General features: G+C 56.6%; 16 protein-coding genes. 3 read left to right on the top strand and 13 right to left on the bottom strand.

The features are described 5' to 3' along the window. The first annotated feature begins 201 nt into the window (after window positions 1–201). Window positions 202–1,380, top strand: coding sequence for an amidohydrolase (locus O3675_RS01070; RefSeq protein WP_371570378.1), 1,179 nt, complete (start codon window positions 202–204; stop codon window positions 1,378–1,380). A gap of 134 nt (window positions 1,381–1,514) precedes the next feature. Continuing rightward, a complete protein-coding gene (locus O3675_RS01065; protein WP_371570375.1) occupies window positions 1,515–2,249 on the top strand; it encodes a polyprenol monophosphomannose synthase in 735 nt (244 codons plus the stop codon). A gap of 205 nt (window positions 2,250–2,454) precedes the next feature. On the opposite strand, the gene O3675_RS01060 is transcribed toward O3675_RS01065, so the two are convergent. The 6 genes from O3675_RS01060 to O3675_RS01035 form a co-directional block, all read right to left on the bottom strand. Then, window positions 2,455–2,793: an RNA polymerase-binding protein RbpA gene (locus O3675_RS01060; RefSeq protein WP_005506034.1), complete on the bottom strand. Its 339-nt coding sequence runs from the start codon at window positions 2,791–2,793 to the stop codon at window positions 2,455–2,457. 188 nt (window positions 2,794–2,981) lie between these two features. Further along, window positions 2,982–3,977 (bottom strand): SPFH domain-containing protein, encoded by a 996-nt coding sequence (locus O3675_RS01055; protein WP_070688237.1) that lies wholly within the window; start codon window positions 3,975–3,977, stop codon window positions 2,982–2,984. Between the two features lie 94 nt (window positions 3,978–4,071). Further along, window positions 4,072–4,521, bottom strand: a complete 450-nt coding sequence (locus O3675_RS01050; protein ID WP_371570372.1) for an NfeD family protein — start codon at window positions 4,519–4,521, stop codon at window positions 4,072–4,074. A 455-nt stretch (window positions 4,522–4,976) separates the two neighbouring features. Further along, window positions 4,977–6,047, bottom strand: coding sequence for an anthranilate phosphoribosyltransferase (trpD, locus tag O3675_RS01045; protein ID WP_371570370.1), 1,071 nt, complete (start codon window positions 6,045–6,047; stop codon window positions 4,977–4,979). Window positions 6,048–6,157: 110 nt separating this feature from the next. Continuing rightward, window positions 6,158–6,511 carry an iron-sulfur cluster assembly accessory protein gene (locus O3675_RS01040; RefSeq protein ID WP_005506039.1) on the bottom strand — a complete coding sequence of 118 codons (354 nt, stop codon included), beginning with the start codon at window positions 6,509–6,511 and terminating at the stop codon, window positions 6,158–6,160. Between the two features lie 234 nt (window positions 6,512–6,745). After that, window positions 6,746–8,140: a M20/M25/M40 family metallo-hydrolase gene (locus O3675_RS01035; protein WP_371570368.1), complete on the bottom strand. Its 1,395-nt coding sequence runs from the start codon at window positions 8,138–8,140 to the stop codon at window positions 6,746–6,748. A 115-nt stretch (window positions 8,141–8,255) separates the two neighbouring features. Between O3675_RS01035 and O3675_RS01030 the strand changes: the two genes are divergently transcribed. Next, window positions 8,256–8,885: a DUF3043 domain-containing protein gene (locus O3675_RS01030; protein ID WP_303981741.1), complete on the top strand. Its 630-nt coding sequence runs from the start codon at window positions 8,256–8,258 to the stop codon at window positions 8,883–8,885. A 231-nt stretch (window positions 8,886–9,116) separates the two neighbouring features. Here the strand turns inward: O3675_RS01030 and O3675_RS01025 are convergent, their stop codons facing one another. The 7 genes from O3675_RS01025 to O3675_RS00995 all read right to left on the bottom strand — a co-directional run bounded on the left by O3675_RS01025 (window position 9,117) and on the right by O3675_RS00995 (window position 17,552). After that, window positions 9,117–9,773 (bottom strand): DUF6318 family protein, encoded by a 657-nt coding sequence (locus O3675_RS01025; RefSeq protein WP_371570366.1) that lies wholly within the window; start codon window positions 9,771–9,773, stop codon window positions 9,117–9,119. 455 nt (window positions 9,774–10,228) lie between these two features. Continuing rightward, window positions 10,229–12,460 (bottom strand): AIPR family protein, encoded by a 2,232-nt coding sequence (locus O3675_RS01020; protein WP_371570363.1) that lies wholly within the window; start codon window positions 12,458–12,460, stop codon window positions 10,229–10,231. Window positions 12,461–12,764: 304 nt separating this feature from the next. Further along, entirely contained in the window at window positions 12,765–13,853 is a 1,089-nt protein-coding gene (locus O3675_RS01015) for a quinone-dependent dihydroorotate dehydrogenase (RefSeq protein ID WP_049341239.1), read from the bottom strand. A gap of 69 nt (window positions 13,854–13,922) precedes the next feature. Further along, complete coding sequence (locus tag O3675_RS01010; RefSeq protein WP_049341241.1) at window positions 13,923–14,714, bottom strand: isoprenyl transferase; 792 nt, start codon at window positions 14,712–14,714, stop codon at window positions 13,923–13,925. A gap of 175 nt (window positions 14,715–14,889) precedes the next feature. Further along, window positions 14,890–15,741, bottom strand: coding sequence for a DNA repair protein RecO (recO, locus tag O3675_RS01005; protein WP_371570360.1), 852 nt, complete (start codon window positions 15,739–15,741; stop codon window positions 14,890–14,892). Window positions 15,742–15,929: 188 nt separating this feature from the next. Continuing rightward, window positions 15,930–16,205, bottom strand: coding sequence for a hypothetical protein (locus O3675_RS01000; RefSeq protein WP_005509088.1), 276 nt, complete (start codon window positions 16,203–16,205; stop codon window positions 15,930–15,932). Between the two features lie 387 nt (window positions 16,206–16,592). Further along, window positions 16,593–17,552: an L-lactate dehydrogenase gene (locus tag O3675_RS00995; protein WP_371570358.1), complete on the bottom strand. Its 960-nt coding sequence runs from the start codon at window positions 17,550–17,552 to the stop codon at window positions 16,593–16,595. Between the last annotated feature and the right edge of the window lie 57 nt (window positions 17,553–17,609).

Raw genomic sequence — 17,609 nt, 5'->3', positions numbered from 1 at the left:
GACCAGCTCGGGCCACCACCCCCGCGACTGTGCATTGTTCTGCATCATCTAAGTTCCGCCTCATCTAAGGACGAACGAACTACCACAGGCAGCGGGGGTGCTTCTATACTCGAAAGAGACGCTCAGTTGAGCTACGCGAGCACAATTGAAGTGCCCGCCCCGTGTGCGCTTTCGGCGCGCCTCAAAGGTGAAAGGAATCTAATGTCTACCCGTATTTTTGTAGATGGTAGCGTGTACAGCCCGGTCGACCCGTACGCAACCGCAATGCTCGTCGAAGACGGCTTCGTCCGCTGGGTTGGTTCCGACTCCGGGGCACGTTCAATTGCCGACGAATCAGCCACCATCACCGAACTCGACGGCGCCCTACTAACCCCCACCTTTGCACGCGCACTAGCACCGGTAGCAGGCAAAGAAGCACCCGAAATCCTCGACTACCTGCAGACATACCGCGCAGCCGGCTACCACACCCACACCCTACTCGCCGGCATGGAAGACGTACCCGACCTCGTCTCCGCACTCAGCTACTACAGCGCCGAACACGGCGTACCCGACATCCGCCTCATCCTCAACGCCACCGGCGTAGAAACCGACGAACTCATCAGCGCCATCAAGGCGCTACGCCCCCTCACCGAAGGCGAACGCGCCATCAAGGGCCTGCAGCTAGTCGGCATCTTTGTCGCACCCACCGAGGCACCCGCAGCAGCACAGGTAGCCGAAGACGCAGCACTCCTGCTCTCCATCGACGCATCCACCAGCTTCACCACCGCGGCCAACGCCGCGCTCGCCGTACGCGAGAGCCGCCCCTGGCTCTCCATCCGCCTCGACGCAGCAATCAGCACCCCGCAGGACCCCATCACCGACGAACACCTCACCCAGCTGGCAGAAGCACGCATCAACCTCGGCCTAAGCGTCTGCGAACCCGAAGAAGACGAAGCCACCAACGACACCGTCCAAGCACTCCTCGCACATGCCGGGGGAGAAGCACGCGAAACCGTCGCCTCAGTCGCACGCCGCGCAAACGCAACCGGCACCTCCATCGCCCTCGGCTCCGACACCCAACTCTACGCACCCGGCGCCTGGCCCCTCATCCGCGAACTCGTCAACGACGAACACGGCATCTCCGCACGCAGCGCCTTCGCCGCCCTCACCCGCGGCGTATACCGCCTAGCCCACGAAGAAAACCCCTTCACCGGCCAGTTCGCACCCGACACCCCCGCATTCGTAGCACAGTGGCGCGTAGAAGCCCTCATGGTCCAGGCACCCGACTCCCGCGTAGCATCGTGGAGCACCGACCCCCGCGCTCGCATTCCGCTGCTTCCGGTGCTGGATGAGGATTCGCCTCTGCCCATTCTGGAATCTATTTACACTGAAAATAACTAATTTTTTAGCTTATCAACACCTTTTTAGGCGGTTTTAGGGCCGTGGAAGCCCCCGATGATTCAGTTGCCCGCATGTTTACCCGGTATACTGGATACCTACACTGCCTGTTTTATATGTACCTGTGAGGGAGTAATATGCGCGTTCTAACTGTCATCCCGACGTATAACGAGAAGGAGAACCTGCCCATCGTGGTAGAGCGTCTTCGCAAGGCAGCTCCCGAGGTGGACATTCTCGTGGTGGATGATAACAGCCCCGACGGCACCGGCCAGATTGCTGATGAGCTGTCTGCTAAGGATTCCCAGATTCACGTTCTGCACCGCACCGTTAAGGACGGCCTGGGTGGCGCGTACCTCGCTGGCTTTGATTGGGGCCTTGAGGCAGGCTACGACATTCTGATTGAGATGGATGCTGACTGCTCGCACCAGCCTGAGCAGCTTCCTTCTCTGGTTCGTGCCGTGGAGGCAGGCGCTGACCTGGCTATTGGTTCGCGTTACGTTCCCGGCGGCAAGACCAAGAACTGGCCGGCTCACCGCCAGGTTCTCTCTCGCGGCGCTAACCTGTACACCCGTATGGTGCTGGGCACCTCCATCAAGGACATTACCGCTGGTTTCCGCGCGTACCGTCGTGAGGCCCTGCAGCGTCTGAACCTGGACGGTATTGACTCGAAGGGCTACGTGTTCCAGGTTGATCTGGCGTGGCGTTCTGAGCAGGCTGGCCTGAATATTGTTGAGGTTCCGATTACCTTCGTTGAGCGTGAGATTGGCGCTTCGAAGATGGACGGCAACATTATCTTTGACTCCATGTCTAAGGTGACCCGCTGGGGTATGGCTAACCGCATTCAGAAGCTGAAGAAGGCTCTGGGTAAGTAATCGTCCCTTGTTCTGAGACTTATACGAAAGACCGGGGCAGATACGTAAAAGTATCTGCCCCGGTCTTTTCGCTTTCTGTAGCGCTCTTTCGGCTCACGTACCGACGGAAGCCAGCACCACAACAAAGGAAAGCCCGCTAAGAGCACGAGTGGCGCTTAGCGGGCCTTCTTACAGCGCGGGCTTCTACAGCGTTTCTACGGTGCTTTTAGAGCGCGTAGTGCTTGCGGTAGTATTCCAGGCGGTCTTCCAGAGTCTTTTCCAACTCTTCGATGCTGCGGCGTTCCATGAGCATATCCCAGTGGGTACGTGCGGGCTTCTCTTCTTCAGCGTCTGCGGTGGAGTCGCCGTTGACGAGGTATGCTTCCTTGCCGGACTTTGCGGTCCAGACAGAGGGGATTTCTGCTTCTGCCGCGAAGGTCACGAAAACGCGGTCACCGTCTGCGGTACGGTATTCGACGCGCTGGCGGGGCGCGGGCTGTACGTTCGATTCGGTTTCCATCGACTGGGAACCCAGGCGCATACCGCGCAGGCTACGATCGCTCATTTTTCCTCCAGTGTCGTCGGGTGCGCTCTTTGGCGCTTTAGGCATAACGTTGGGCGGGGGAGAGCTATTCCCTCGAACGTTTACAAAACATCCATTATATCGGTAATAGTCTCCACCCGCCCAACGTGGTGGTATTTATTCGGCGTGATTTTTGGTGATTCACGCCTTTTTATGCGTAGATTTCGCGTTTAGCCGTTGATGCCGTAGCTTCCGGGTGCCTGCGGTGCGCTCTTGGGTGCCTCTGCTGCGGGCTTCTTCGGTGCGTCCGCAAGGTCGGATGCGGGCAGGGTGCCGAATGCGTTGCCCAGGCCGCGCAGTGCATCGCCGAGTTCGGTCGGGATGAACCAGAGCTTGTTGGCGTCGCCTTCGGCGAGCTTGGGCAGGGTCTGCAGGTACTGGTAGGTGAGTAGCTGCTGGCTGGGGTTGGATTCGTGGATTGCTGCGAAGACCTTCTGCACGGCTTCGGCTTCACCGTTTGCGCGCAGGATTGCGGACTGTGCGTCACCTTCTGCACGAAGGATTTGCGCCTGCTTTTCACCCTCTGCACGCAGGATTGCGGCGCGGGATTCACCTTCTGCGGTCAGAATGTCGGACTGCTTCTGGCCTTCTGCGGTGAGGATTGCGGCGCGGCGGTCACGCTCTGCACGCATCTGCTTCTCCATGGAGTCCTGGATGGATACCGGGGGCTGGATTTCCTTGATGTCCACGCGGGAGACGCGCAGGCCCCAGCGGCCGGTGGTGGAGTCGAGTACGCCTCGCAGCTCCGCGTTGATCTGGTCGCGGGAGGTGAGAGTCTGCTCCAGGTTCAGGCCACCGACGACGTTACGCAGGGTTGCGCTGGTCAGCTCGTCCACGGCGCGAATGTAGTTGGTGATTTCGTAGGTTGCAGCCTGGGGGTCGGTGACCTGGAAGTACACAACGGTGTCGATGCCGACCACGAGGTTATCTTCGGTAATCACGGACTGCGAGGGGAAGGAAACGACCTGTTCACGCAGGTCGATGAGGGGCAGCACGCGGTCAATCACGGGGATGACGATGTGCAGGCCGGGCTTGAGAACGGCGTGGAACTTACCCAGTCGTTCGACGATGCCGGCTCGTCCCTGCGGGATGACGCGCACGGTCTTTGCGAGCATCGTCAGCACGAAGAGGATGAGTAGGACCGTCAGAATAAGGCTGATAGGCATTGTTTCTCCTTATCGGTGAGTTATATGGTGTGTTTTCGGGGTATCTGAAGTGGCTTTTGGAGCCGGTATTCAGATGGGTCTTAGTTTGTTGGTCTTAGTCATGGGGGAGAGGCTCTACGATTGCGGTAGCACCCTCAATGGCTCGTACCCTCGCGTGTGATCCTGCTACGAGCGTTCCGGATGCGGTGCGCGCCGTCCAGGTGTCGCCAGCTAGTACAACTAAACCGGTTTCACTAGTCACATCTTGAGTGACGCACACCTCAGCGCCAACGAGTGCTTCAGCATTAGTGACAGCTCCGGTGGCTGATTTATTGAGCTTTTTCAGCAGCGGCGGGCGCAGACCAAGAACCAGAATCAGGCAGATCACCACGAAAATAACGGTTCGAATCAGCATGTTATCCACGAAGGGCGATATTGCTGCGGTGATGCCTGCGCTAATCGCCAGCATGAGAAAGAACAGGTCGAGGCTGAGCATTTCTATGACGGCGAAAACGAGGGCGAGTGCAACCCAGAGTGTCCAGGGTGTCTCAAAGAGCCAATCCACGAGTTTTCTCCTTTGGTGTACATCAACCGGCGTGGTTGATGTTGGATCTGCACACGAGGCGACGACACCTTCGTGATGCGGGGTATATCCATTATTTCAGGTGGATTGAGTGCTGGCGACAGTTCTGGTGACCGAGTGAGGTTAATACATGAACTGTTAAGACTTTATTTAGATACGGGGAATCTTTGGTTCATTCTAGACCTCCCTAAAAAGCCGATAATATACATTATGTAAAGTAGACCTATTTTTCACTACCCCACCGGCTACTCACCGGTGCTTTCAGCTTCATGCACCTCAGCTTCCGCGACCCGCAAGCTACGCGCTCAAATGTTCCGAACCTTCGGGCTCCTCAATATGTCCCTCAGCGCCTCCCGTTAAACGACAAGCACCCGAGACGAGCTCACACCATTCGGTGCGCCCCATCTCGGGTGCCTATCATCAGCTACTGCGCTTCTTTATTCTGCGTGCTTTTCGCTGAACTCTACCCATGCGTTGAGCACACGCTCCGCTGCGCCGGATGCAATAGATTCGCGCGCATCAGCCAAAGCCTGGGTGAAACGGGTCTCAAAGCTCTCCCCGTTGACCGGGCGGTACGCGACCAGGCCAGCCGCAGCGTTCATCACCACAGCGTCGTGAATGGCGCGCAGCGGGCTCTTCGGGGACTCGCCCTCCCCCGCCAAAATTGCACGGAAAATGCCCGCGTTGTACTCGGCGTCGCCGCCTCGCAGCTGCTCCAGCGGTGCATTCTGCAGACCATACTCGGTCGGGTCAAAACGGTACTCGGTCAGTTCGCCGTCGACAGCCTCCCACAGGCGGCTCGTAGTCGCGATGGTCAGCTCGTCCAGGCCGTCATCACCGCGGAAAATCAGGGCGTGATCGCCGCGCTCCGCAAAGACGTGAGCCATCTTCTCAGCCATGACCGGGTTAGCAACGCCGATAGCCGAGGACTTCACGCGAGCCGGGTTCGTCATGGGGCCCAGGTAGTTGAACGCGGTCGGAATGCCCAGCAGGCGGCGGGTCGGGCCCACGTGGCGCATTGCCGGGTGGAAAGTCATCGCAAATAGGAACGTGATGCCAGTCTCGCGAGCGCATTCGGCGACTGCGGAAATGGGCATGTCGAGGCGGATTCCGAGGGCTTCGAGGACGTCTGCGGAGCCGGATTTGGAGGTGGAGGCGCGGTTGCCGTGTTTGACGACGGTGGCGCCGGTGCCTGCGATGACGAGGGCTGCCATGGTGGAGATGTTGACGGTGTTTTGTTGGTCGCCGCCGGTGCCGACGATGTCTACGGCGTGGGGGTTGATGTCGACGGTTTCGGCTTTGGCGATCATGCCGGCTGCGAGTGCGCCGAGTTCTTCGGGGGTTTCGCCTTTGGAGTGGAGGGCGGTGAGGAAGGATGCGAGAATCGGCTGTTCGGTTTGGCCGGTCATGATGTGGTCCATTGCCCAGGCGACTTCGGTGTCGGTGAGGTTTTGGTGTTTGACGAGCTGGTTGAGGATGTATTTCCAGGTGATTTCGTGCGTAGTCATGTGTTAAGTGTAAAACCCCCGCCGCGTATCTGCATGGTTGGGTGCAGTATGCGAGACGGGGGTTTGTTAGGCGTGTTGCGCTTTAGTGGCGTATGGTGGGTGCCTTCGGTTTAGTGGAAGGAGTCACCGCATGCGCAGGAGCCTGCTGCGTTGGGGTTGTCGATGGAGAAGCCCTGCTTTTCGATGGTGTCTTCGAAGTCGATGGTGGAGCCGTCGAGGTAGGGTGCGCTCATCTTGTCGACGATGACTTCTACGCCGTCGAAGTTGCGGACTGCGTCGCCGTCGAGGACGCGCTCGTCGAAGTAGAGCTGGTAGATGAGGCCGGAGCAGCCGCCGGGCTGGACGGCGATGCGCAGGCGCAGGTCGGTGCGGCCTTCCTGTTCGAGGAGGGTGCGGACCTTGGTCTGTGCTACTTCGGTGAGGTTGACGCCGTGGGTCGGCAGTTCGGTGGTGGTTTCACTCATTGGTGTTGTCCTTTTGTTTTGTTGGTTGCCCGTGTGCGCCGCGTGTGGGTGCGTGTGGGCGTTTTAGCCTTCACGATACGCGCCCAAGTGTTTGATGTACAACCTAGGGTGTGCATAGTTCGCCGGGGGCGTGAGTGTTGGTGTGGGGGCTTGACATGTAATTCTGCTTCTAGGATACCGAAAAAGTGGGGGTTGGGGTTTGTGACCCTTCTCCCCCACTTTTTGTGGATGTTCCTAGCGAGCACCGAGTGCGCTGAGCAGTAGCGCTTCCGCGAGGATTGCGTTCTTGAAGTCCGGGATGTAGAGGGACTCGTTGGCGCTGTGTGCGCGGGTGTCGGGGTCTTCTACGCCGGTGACGAGGATCTGTGCCTGGGGGAAGAGGTCCTTCAGGTCGGAGATGAACGGGATGGATCCGCCCATGCCGGTCTGTACGGGTTCGACGTCCCATGCGGCGCGCATTGCGTCGAGGGCGGTTTGTGCGCCGTCTGCGTCGACTTCGGTGGCGAAGGGCATGCCGGAGTCTACGGCGGTGTAGTTCGCCTGGGCGCCGTGGGGTGCGTGTGCCTTGATGTGTTCGGCGAGTGCGCGGTGTGCGTTTTCGGGGTTGTCGCCGGGCGCTAGGCGGGTGCTGATGCGTGCGCGGGATACGACGGCGAGGGTGTTGGAGGAGGTTGCGATGGAGGGGATGTCCATGCCGATGACGGAGATTGCCGGCTGGGTCCACAGGCGGGAGGCAACGGATCCGGTGCCTGCCAGGGGTACGGTGTCGAGGATGCCGGAGTCGTTGCGGAAGTCTGCTTCGGCGTATTCGAGTTCGGGTTCGGGGGCGCGGTGCAGGCCTTCGACGGCTACGGCACCGGTGGCGTCGTGCAGGGTGGCGAGTAGCTGCGCCATGAGGGTGTGGGCATCGAGCATGGGGCCGCCGAACATGCCGGAGTGGATGGCGTGGCTGCCAACGCGTACCTCGATGTCGCCGGATGCGACGCCGCGCAGGCTGGTGGTCAGTGCGGGTACGCCGGCACGCCAGTTGGCGGAGTCTGCGACCACGATGTAGTCGGCGGACAGTTCCTCACGGTAGGTGTTGAGGAAAGAGACGAAGGAGGGTGAGCCTGCTTCTTCTTCGCCTTCAATGAAGAGCTTCACGCCGAGCTTGAAGTCCTCACCGAGAGTTTCGTTGAGGGCTGCGAGCGCGGCGAGGTGCACGAGGATTCCTGCCTTGTCGTCTGCTGCGCCGCGGCCGTATAGGCGGTCGCCCTTGCGGGTTGCGACGAAGGGTTCGGTGTCCCACAGGTCGAGGTTGCCGGCGGGCTGCACGTCGTGGTGGGCGTAGAGCAGGATGGTCGGGTAGCCTTCTGCGGCGGGGCGGGAGGCGATGACGGCGGGCATGCCCTGCTTTTCGGTGCCGTCGGCGGTGGTGTAGGTAGCGCGTTCGATGCGTACGTTGTTGAAGCCTGCCTTGGTTGCGAGCGCGGCGACTGCCTCGGCGCTGCGGTCTACCTGGGTGAGGTCGTGCGATTCCCAGGCGATGGAGGGGATGGCGACGAGCTCGGTGAGGGTCTGAAGGGTTGCTTCGAAGTTTTTGGTGATAGCGTCGCGTAGGGCGCTGTGGTGGGTGAATTCAGTAGTCATGTTTCTACCTTACCCCTACCTTACCCGCCGCCGCCGGGTGGTTGGGGTTGTTTCAGTTGCTGGTGTGGGCTTGTGGGGGCGGGTTTGGTGTGTGCCGTTCGGGTATGATGGGAGGGTGTTTGGTCGTAAGAAAGAGAAGGCTGAAGCGGAAGCTGTTCAGCCGCAGGTTGTAGAGGAGCCTCAGGCTCCGGTTAATCCGAAGTTCACCCCGAAGAAGGGCCGTCCTACTCCTTCGCGTAAGGAGCAGCAGGCGGCTCGTCGTCAGCCTCTGGTTGTTAATGACCGTAAGGAGGCGAAGGCTCGTGAACGTGAGGCAATGGCGAAGGCTCGTGAGCGTCAGAATGATGCGTTGATGGGTGGCGATCAGCGTTACCTGCCCGCCGTGGACCGTGGTTCGCAGCGCCGTTATATCCGTGACTACATTGATGCGCGCCGCAATATTGGTGACGTCATGTTGTTTGTCATGCTGGCGTTCTTTATTTTTACCCTGTTTATCCCCGGTTTCTTTGGTTCTGCTGAGGCTGCGGATGGTTTCCAGCGTATTACTACGTACGTCCTTTGGGGTCTGCTGCTGCTGTGGATTGGTGATTCCTGGATTCTGTGGCGTGGCCTGAAGAAGAAGGTAATTGCGAAGTTCGGCGAGATGGAGCCTCGTTCCGGTATGTATACGTATAACCGTGTGATGGTTCCGCGTCGTATGCGCCGCCCGGTTCCGATGGTGAAGTACGGCGAGTACCCGCACTAAGTCGTTTGTGCCCTGTAGTGTGGCTCCCTGGTGGCTCTGTGGCTCTGGGGGTTGCGCTTGTTGGGTGTGGGGAGAGGTCCTGAGTATTCTCGGGCCTCTCCCCTATTTTTTATGCCCGCTAATCCTCCATACGCGAGAAGCCACATGTGTTTCGAGAAGCCACTTCTTTGGTGGCTTTTCGAAACACATGTGGCTTCTGGACATATATGTCGCGGCTGGATACCGGTACGACTAGGCTTCGATTCGAGAGTAGAGAATCTGCCATTTACCGTCGCGGTGTTCGAGGGCGAACGTGTAGATTTCTTCTTCCTTGTCGCTGCTCCAGGTTTCTTGGCGGCCGTCGGGTTCCACCTCGGTGTGTTTGTCCCATTCGTGGAGGGTTTCCAAGTAGTAGGTTTGATGGTCGTCAGTCCTGGGTATGCCGGCGGGTTTGAAGTATTCGATGCCGTCGATGACCCATCCGCCGCGCTGGTAGAGCGCTTCTATTTCCTTGTAGATTTTGAGTTCTCCGTCGTTTGAGGTAGAGAGGAATTCGCGTGCTTTGCTGTAGTCGCCGGTTTGGACGCCGTAGTTAATCCACTGGTTCCAGGCGTCCATGGTTTTGAGGAGGCCGTCGGCGGTCTTTGCACGGTAGCCGTCGTCGGGCGCGTTGGGCTTGGGGACGTTTTGGGCGGGGCCTTTGGCGTCTGCTTTGCGGTATTCGCCGCTACCGGCATTGTTGCCGGCGCTACTGCTTGGGCTACTGTTGGCCGCGGCTGCGCCGGATGCGGTGGATCCGTCTCCTGCAGTTGTGATGTCGTGTGGGGCGCAGGCGGCGAGGAGGGTGCTGAGGCTGATGAGTGTGCCGCCGGTCAGCATTGAGCGGCGGTTCAGCGTGTTGGGGTTCATGGTTAGTCCTCCACATCGTTGTAGTGCATGGTCTCCCACTTATCTCCATTATGCGCGAGCGCGCGCTGGGAACCTGTCATTGTTCTTACCCTCTGGGTGTGTGGCTTTCTATCTTGTGGAAAGATTACGAGGACTTCACTTTGGTGGTTGATTCAATCAACCATCGCTCGCCATTATGACGCAACTTAAAATCCCACATATTGTTATTTTGCTCGCTATTTTCCCGGGTTTCCCAACTACCATCCGGCTGAACGTACATCGCATAATGCCAATCACGATAAACACGCCAAGCATAGGTTTCCCCATCCTCACACCAGGGTGCACTGTCAGCAATTGAATAATTTCCTTATTAATACACATCATCCATTTAAATGCTTAATTTAAAACTAATGTTAATGGAAAAATATAGGGGTCTCGATTTTCCGGTTCAAACATCGAGACCCCTTCCACAATACTTATTTTTTAGAGATATAGTTCACAAGACCACTATTCTTATTGATTTCATTATTCTCAATATCTTTATTATTTTCTTTAAATTCTTGCAATGCCCTATTAAATCTCCTGTACGACCTCTCGTACAAGTCCTTAAAATTCTGCTCCTGATACATATCTAGATACATATCTAGAATCTCTCTAGCATCCTTCGAATTTCGACGTTCAGCTATATTTTTCAACTTATTCTTCTCTTCCTTCTTTTCTTCTTCCTTCTTTTCTTCTTCCTTCTTTTCTTCTTCCTTCTTTTCTTCTTCCTTCTTTTCTTCTTCCTTCTTTTCTTTGGGCAAATACTTTTTCTTATAACTTGGAGGCATTAACTCAATCAGTTCGATAAACATAGCATATATGATATGCCACAGATATCTTTCATGCTTGCCACGCTCCTCCCTACTGGGAATATTTTCTGGCTTTACATAACCAATTAGATCAACATACATCTTTGCAACCAAAAAATATGCCGCCCTATTATGATATTCCGAAAATATGTCTCGATGTTTATCAATTGAATCAATCTGATTAATTTTACTTGTCGTTAGGCGCCCAAAGTTACGAGCTGCCATATGTGGAACTTTAAGGTACACAGAACTGAATGACTTTAACAGAATATTTGCATCAACATATTTAGTATTAGGAGCGTAGTGCCTAGACTCACCAGATAGACTCTCATAAAGAAGCTTGCCGGCACTAATTCCCTTAAAATACTCTTCCAGGTTTTTATGGAATTCCCCTCTTGACTCAAACTGGATAGCCTTAACTGGATTTTGGGTATTAGTTGATCTAACAATATCAAGAACTAATTCATCATCTTCACTAACTACAATCCTCAAAGGTACATGAATCAATTCCTTAATATCTTCAATTTCTTTTAATATGGCATTAATTTCTTTCAGACATGCGTCATTAGCCTTCTTATATTTTTTATATTTGTCGCCACTAATCTCATTATTGCAAAACATTTCAAATAATTGAGAGTCTGTTTTTCCTCGAGCATCCAGCGGAACACTATCTTCAATTTTCTTCTTTTCATCCAATGCGGCACGGTAGTAGTCACTTAATATATAGCTAGTTTGGCATCCATTAACAATATTATAATCATATATGGACATGAGACCCTCATCCTTATTCACTTCTGCTCGATTCGCAGTAACTGTAACACCATTATTTTTTGCAAAGAAGTTCCGCCTTCCACTGTCAGAATCCAAGGCTTCTTTAATTGATGAATTGACATTTGTGTTTCCTTGGAAGCTACGCACATTCTTGTGGAAAACATTAATATTAATGTTATCCTCATCGTCATGGATTATCTTTAGATACTCACCTAATGGAAGGTAACCAATATAAACTTCATCAACTCCCCCACCTCCGGTTGACACTTGATAAAGTCCATCATATTTGAACTTTGTACTCTTTTTATCTTGTGTTACTTTTCTATATATAGACAGAAGATGTTCACCATCAATTATTTTAGATTCGCCATACTCACAACTATGAATATTACGTAACACCTTCTTAGCAGATTCATACCTAGGAAGAGCCCTCTTATCCACAGTATCATCAGTGAAGCTATCCGCCGCAGAAACATAGTATGCATATATTTTGGGCTTATTTTTTGGCTTTAGAATTTCCTCAACCATATTCTTCAATTCAATGAATTTTTGAATCCGCTGAGAAAACTTATCTAGATGCTTTTCATCTTCATTAAGAATGGCATCTATTCCCGATGTAAATGACGCGAAATTTGCAATAAAATTTTTGTTATCAAGAATATTTTTTGCCTGAACAAAAATATACTTTACATCAAATTCATCGTCACTGTATTTTAAACTACGGACATCAATTTCATCATTTACTACAACTCCATTGACAATAATTGATATTGCATCTACTCCTTGATCATCCCCTCCCCCACTATGAACACTTATTGGATCCAGCCGGTTATCTATGCTATGCATGGCAGACAGTAGATATCCTGTAAAATATTCAAATAATTTATCTTCATTTGATTCAGTAATTTTAAATTTATCAATAATTTGATTAACAGCGCTCTTTAGTAAAGTACTTTTTTCATATCGTTCGGTAGCTGTCACTTCGGTAGCTGTCACTTCGGTAGCTGTCACTTCGGTAGCTGTCACTTCGGTAGCTGTCACTTCGGTAGCTGTCACTTCGGTAGCTGTCACTTCGGTAGCTGTCACTTTTATTCTCCTTTGGATTATCGTGAGTGGTGCAATCGTCGGTGCTGCACCACTCTGATAGTACTATCGCTCCAGGTCAGGGTGCAATCCACAACACACAAAACGCTAACAGAATCTCAGGTAAAAATTCAGCCCCCCTCCCTCAGATACCAGCACAACCACCCCTTACACGTTGAGAGGGCACGCAAAAAAAGGGGCACCGCCTCCACCCCCTAGGGTAGAGAACGGTGCCCCCTTTCAGCACGCAGAGTCAACACGCCAAGTCAGCGCGCCGGGAAGCATAACGCCCCCGCCTGCAAACCTTCTAGCGGCGAGCGCGGCGCAGCTTCACCAGGCCACGGTTAATGTGTGCCGCCCAGAGCGGACCCTCATACAGGAACGCGGTGTAGCCCTGCACCAGGTCGGCGCCAGCGTCCAGGCGCTCCTGCACATCCTCAGCGGTGGTCACGCCGCCGACGGAGATGATGGCCAGGTCGTCGCCGATTTCGCGCTTGAGCAGTCGCAGCACCTCGAGGGAGCGGGGCTTCAGCGGCGCACCGGAGAGGCCGCCTGCACCAATTTCCTTGACCTTGGTCATGTCGCTGGTCAGACCCAGGCCGTCGCGGGCGATGGTGGTGTTGGTGGCGATGATGCCGTCCAGCTTCAGCTCCTTAGCGAGGGCTGCCACCTCGATCACGTCCTCATCGACCAGGTCGGGTGCGATCTTCACGGTCAGCGGTACGTGGCGGTTGGGGCATACGCGGTCTGCCTCTTCACGCACTGCGGCAAGCAGCGGGCGCAGCGACTCGATAGCCTGCAGGGTGCGCAGGCCGGGGGTGTTCGGGGAAGAAACGTTGACGACCAGGTAGTCTGCCTGCGGTGCCAGGGTGCGGGTAGAAATCAGGTAGTCCTCGATAGCGTTCTCAAGCTCAACGACCTTGGTCTTGCCGATGTTCACGCCGATGACCGGGCGTACGGCGCCGCGGTATTCGGTTTCGAGGTCTGCGCGGGCAGCAGCAACACGCGGACCTGCCGCTGCGGCACCGTCGTTGTTGAAGCCCATACGGTTGATGACCGCCTTATCTTCCACGAGGCGGAAGAGGCGCGGCTGGGGGTTGCCGGGCTGCGCCTGACCGGTAATAGTACCGATCTCGACGTGGCCGAAGCCGATACCAGCCAGCGCGGCAATACCCTTACCGCCCTTATCGAAGCCAGCAGCCAGACCAAACGGCGAGGGGAAAGTAATGCCCATGACGGTGGTTGCCAGTTCCGGTGCAGGCTGGAAGTACTTGCGCAACGCGCGGGTGATGCCGACATTGCGCAGGGTCTGAACGCCCCAGAAGCCGACGTGGTGTGCCTTCTCGGGGTCCATGCCCTTGAAGAAGATGTTGAAGAAGGTCGGGTAGATGCGCATTTGTTCTCCCTAGTGTTGGAGGGTGTGGGTGGTTTATGGGGCTATGAGCCAGGACTGTATGCCGGGCTGCTACTTGTCGTTGGCAACAGCGTCGACTGCGCCACCGTAGCGGCGGTCGCGGCGCGCGTACTCTTCGACAGCTTCCCAGAGGGTGCGGCGGTCAACGTCGGGCCAGAGCACGTTCATGAAAATCATCTCGGCGTAGGCGCTCTGCCAGAGCAGGAAGTTCGAGATGCGCTGCTCACCGGAGGAACGCAGGAACAGGTCAACGTCGGGCAGGTCGGGCTCGTCCAGGTACTTCTGGATGGTCTTTTCGGTAATGTTGCCGGGCTTGATCTTGCCCGCCACAGCGTCCGCTGCGATAGCTGCCGCCGCGTCGGCGATTTCTGCGCGGCCGCCGTAGTTCACGCACATGGTGAGGGTGCAGACGGTGTTGTCGATGGTTTCGCGTTCGCAGTGTTCGAGCTCTTCGATGACGTTCTTCCACAGCTTGGGTCGGCGGCCAGCCCAGCGGATGCGCACACCCCAGGTCTTGAGGGTTGCCAGCTGACGCTGCAGCACCTCGGTGGAGAAACGCATGATGAACGCGACTTCGCTGGGTGAGCGCTTCCAGTTTTCGGTGGAGAAAGCGTAGGCGGTCACGTACGGGATACCCATTTCGATAGCGCCCGCCACAACGTCCAGCAGTGCCGCCTCGCCGGCGCGGTGGCCCTCGGTGCGGGGCAGGCCGCGTTCGTTTGCCCAGCGTCCGTTACCGTCCATGACGACGGCGACGTGCTGCGGAATGAACTTCTTCGGGATCGGCGGTGGGGTTGCCCCGGTGGGGTGTGCGGGCGGGGGTACGGGCTGGGTGCGTGCCATGTGTGCCTTTCTTCCCTGGCGGGTTCTCCCCCGGGGTCGTTTGCCTAGATATGCGCCAGATATAAACCTGGCGTGCTGTTAGCTATTTTACCGTGATATAGCGCGCATGGGCGGGTGCTTCGGGGGTTATTTTGTGTCCTGGTTGGCCCATGTTTGACGCGCCGGCGTGCATCTTTTACGATGCAGGAATTTCTGCTTCGAGGGCGCTCGCCGTTTTCAGGGGGTTTTCGAGCAGGTTCTGGGTGGTTTTCAGGTAGAGTCCCAGAATTTTGGAGGCAACCGGAACCGGTGCTACGTCAATAGTCGCCCAGGCGCGCGGATCCGCCGATGCGGTAGCGAGCGCATAGCCGAGCTCTTCGGCGCGCAGGCCGGTTAGGGGCGTGTCGGTGGCGGGTGCGCATTGGGGGCAGAGAACCGTATGGTGCCCGTAGGTGTGGGCGGTGTGGAAGGCAATGTACCTGCCGCTTCCGCCTGTAGCGACGGGGGCGCTACTGTCTGCCCCGTTATCACCCCGGCTATCGGCGCTCACGAGCGGGTTACCGCATCGGGTGCAGTTCTCACCGATGAGCGGCCAACCGGCGGCATTCATGCTACGCGCCAGGTAGCGGGTCAGGATCCTCTGCGGCACGTGCTGCCCGTGCGCGAGCGCGGCAAGCGCCCCGTGCGTGAGGGTGTATATGTCGGCGGTGCTGTCGGTGTCTTTAGTGAGTGCTTCTGCCAGTTCGGCGATGGTGGAGGCGCACGTGTACGCATCGTAGTTCGCCATAATCGGTGCGGTGTAGGCGTGCAGGGTTGCCGCCTGGGTGATGGTGTGCAGGTTGGTGCGGCCGCGGCTGAAGGACAGGTCGGTGTGCATGAACGGTTCGAGTCGTCCACCGAACTTGGAGGTGGGTTTGCGTACGGCTTTGGCGACGGCGTGGGTGATTCCGCCGTCGCGGGTGAGCATGATGATGATGCGGTCGGTTTCGCCGAGTTTTTGGGTGCGGAGGATGAGGGCGGCGTCGCGCCAGGTGCGGGGTTCGCTCACGGGTGTCTCCGTTCTCGGTGCATGCTCGGTGTGTATCAGGCGGGTGGGTTTTCGGCGGGCGCTGAAGGCAGTAAGCGCTGAGGGCAAGATCTACGCGGGTGTTGTGGGTACGGTTCGACCCCTGCCGTATTACCCCGCGTAGGGGTACCGGTCAGGGGTCGGTCCGTAACGTATGGGCGAGGCGCTATTTAGTCCTCGTACTCAATATCGTCGTCGATGTCGTCTTCATCGTCGAGGATTTCTTCAAGGTCATCCTCGTCTTCATCACCATAGACGCTCAAGGGAGTGACCTCGTTGTACGCCTCGAAGAGGGCATCTTCGTAGGCTTCGAAGGCGTTGGCGATTTCTACGTATGCCTCATCGACGGCAGAGTCGTGCTCGCCGGTTCGGTTGACGACGGCGGTCAGGTGCGCCTCCAGCGCGTCAAGGAGGCGGGTGAGTTCGGTGCGAGGATCAATGCTCATGCCATTTATTCTACTACCTACAGGCCGATGGTGTGCGCCGGGCGGTCATGCGGCGGTTTAAACGCGGAACTATGAACGGGTGCGGCAGGTAAATCAGCGGGTAAATTCGGTGCCGTGAAGAGAACACCAAAGCCAGAGCGGTAAGCCCAGGTTGGTCGAGTCAGGCTCGGCAAGCCAGATTGGTCAAGCCAAGCAGCACGCGGCGCATCAAACCCCGCATAAAAACCTTACAGACACAGCGAACCCGCCGTCCCCAGCTTCCCCACTCCTCAAGAGAGCAGGTGCCGGGTGCGGCGGGTTCTTCTGTCGGTTAGCTCAGCTTAACGCTGCGCCTACTGAATGTTTGCTTCTTACGGGTTGAGCCCGAGAGAATGAGAAGCCGGGGTTTTAGAAGCCCAGGGAAGCTGCGGATGCGCGGATTGCCTCAGCGGATGCCTTCAGCTGTGCCAGCTCAGCCTCGTTCATGGGAACCTCGAGCACGCGCTGGATGCCCTCACGGTTCACGATGGTGGGCAGGGACAGTGCAACGTCCTTGAAGCCGTACAGCTCGCCTGCAATGGTGGTGGAGACGGGCAGCACTGCGTTCTGGCCGCCGAGGAATGCCTCAGCGATACGTGCACCGGAGATACCGATTGCGTAGTTGGTGGAACCCTTGCCCTCGATGACCTTGTATGCTGCGCGCATAGCTTCGGTTGCCAGTTCTGCACGGACCTCTTCGGTGAAGACGAGCTTGCCGTCCTGCTCCCACTCGGTCAGGGGAACCATACCGATGTTTGCTGCAGACCAGACGGGGAACTCGGAGTCGCCGTGCTCGCCAACAACGTTTGCGTGGACGCTCTTGATGGAGACGCCAGCCTTGTTAGCGATCAGCCAACGCAGGCGGGAGGAGTCCAGAACGGTACCGGAGGACAGCACGCGGTTTGCGGGCAGGCCGGTAATCTTCTGAGCCACAACGGTGAGAACGTCACAGGGGTTGGTGACGAGCATGATGATTGCGTTGGGTGCTACGGACAGAATGTTCGGCAGCAGCTTCTCGAGGATTGCGACGTTTGCGCCTGCCAGTTCGAGGCGGGGCTGGCCGGGCTTCTGGCGAGCACCTGCGGTGATGATGACCATGTCGCAGTCGCGCAGCAGCTCGATGTCGTCGCCACCGGTTACGGTTGCTTCGTGTGCGAACATTGCGCCGTGTGCGATGTCCAGTGCTTCAGCGTGTGCGCGCTTGCCGTCGATGTCGTACAGGACGATTTCGTCTGCGGAGCCGCGGACCATAGCTGCGTATGCGGTTGCGCTACCGACGCCGCCTGCACCGATGACGCCGAGCTTGGTGGGGTTGTTGACACCGTTCATTGCTGTATGCCCTCTTTTCGTGAGAGTTATCCGTGTGGTGCGAGAGGATTCTCGCGT

It is taken from the genome of Rothia sp. 27098_8_27 (assembly GCF_041432805.1).
Taxonomy (GTDB): Bacteria; Actinomycetota; Actinomycetes; order Actinomycetales; family Micrococcaceae; genus Rothia; species Rothia mucilaginosa.
This window is presented reverse-complemented; position numbering and strand designations above follow the sequence as displayed.

Excerpts from the sequence above, each read along its gene's own strand:
- O3675_RS01070 (WP_371570378.1), top strand. The coding sequence starts at position 202 with ATGTCTACCCGTATTTTTGTAGATGGTAGCGTGTACAGCCCGGTCGAC.
- O3675_RS00995 (WP_371570358.1), bottom strand. The coding sequence starts at position 17,552 with ATGAACGGTGTCAACAACCCCACCAAGCTCGGCGTCATCGGTGCAGGC.
- trpD (WP_371570370.1), bottom strand. The coding sequence starts at position 6,047 with ATGACTACGCACGAAATCACCTGGAAATACATCCTCAACCAGCTCGTC.
- O3675_RS01040 (WP_005506039.1), bottom strand. The coding sequence starts at position 6,511 with ATGAGTGAAACCACCACCGAACTGCCGACCCACGGCGTCAACCTCACC.
- O3675_RS01055 (WP_070688237.1), bottom strand. The coding sequence starts at position 3,977 with ATGCCTATCAGCCTTATTCTGACGGTCCTACTCATCCTCTTCGTGCTG.
- O3675_RS01035 (WP_371570368.1), bottom strand. The coding sequence starts at position 8,140 with ATGACTACTGAATTCACCCACCACAGCGCCCTACGCGACGCTATCACC.
- O3675_RS01065 (WP_371570375.1), top strand. The coding sequence starts at position 1,515 with ATGCGCGTTCTAACTGTCATCCCGACGTATAACGAGAAGGAGAACCTG.
- O3675_RS01010 (WP_049341241.1), bottom strand. The coding sequence starts at position 14,714 with ATGGCACGCACCCAGCCCGTACCCCCGCCCGCACACCCCACCGGGGCA.
- O3675_RS01015 (WP_049341239.1), bottom strand. The coding sequence starts at position 13,853 with ATGCGCATCTACCCGACCTTCTTCAACATCTTCTTCAAGGGCATGGAC.
- O3675_RS01000 (WP_005509088.1), bottom strand. The coding sequence starts at position 16,205 with ATGAGCATTGATCCTCGCACCGAACTCACCCGCCTCCTTGACGCGCTG.
- O3675_RS01025 (WP_371570366.1), bottom strand. The coding sequence starts at position 9,773 with ATGAACCCCAACACGCTGAACCGCCGCTCAATGCTGACCGGCGGCACA.
- O3675_RS01060 (WP_005506034.1), bottom strand. The coding sequence starts at position 2,793 with ATGAGCGATCGTAGCCTGCGCGGTATGCGCCTGGGTTCCCAGTCGATG.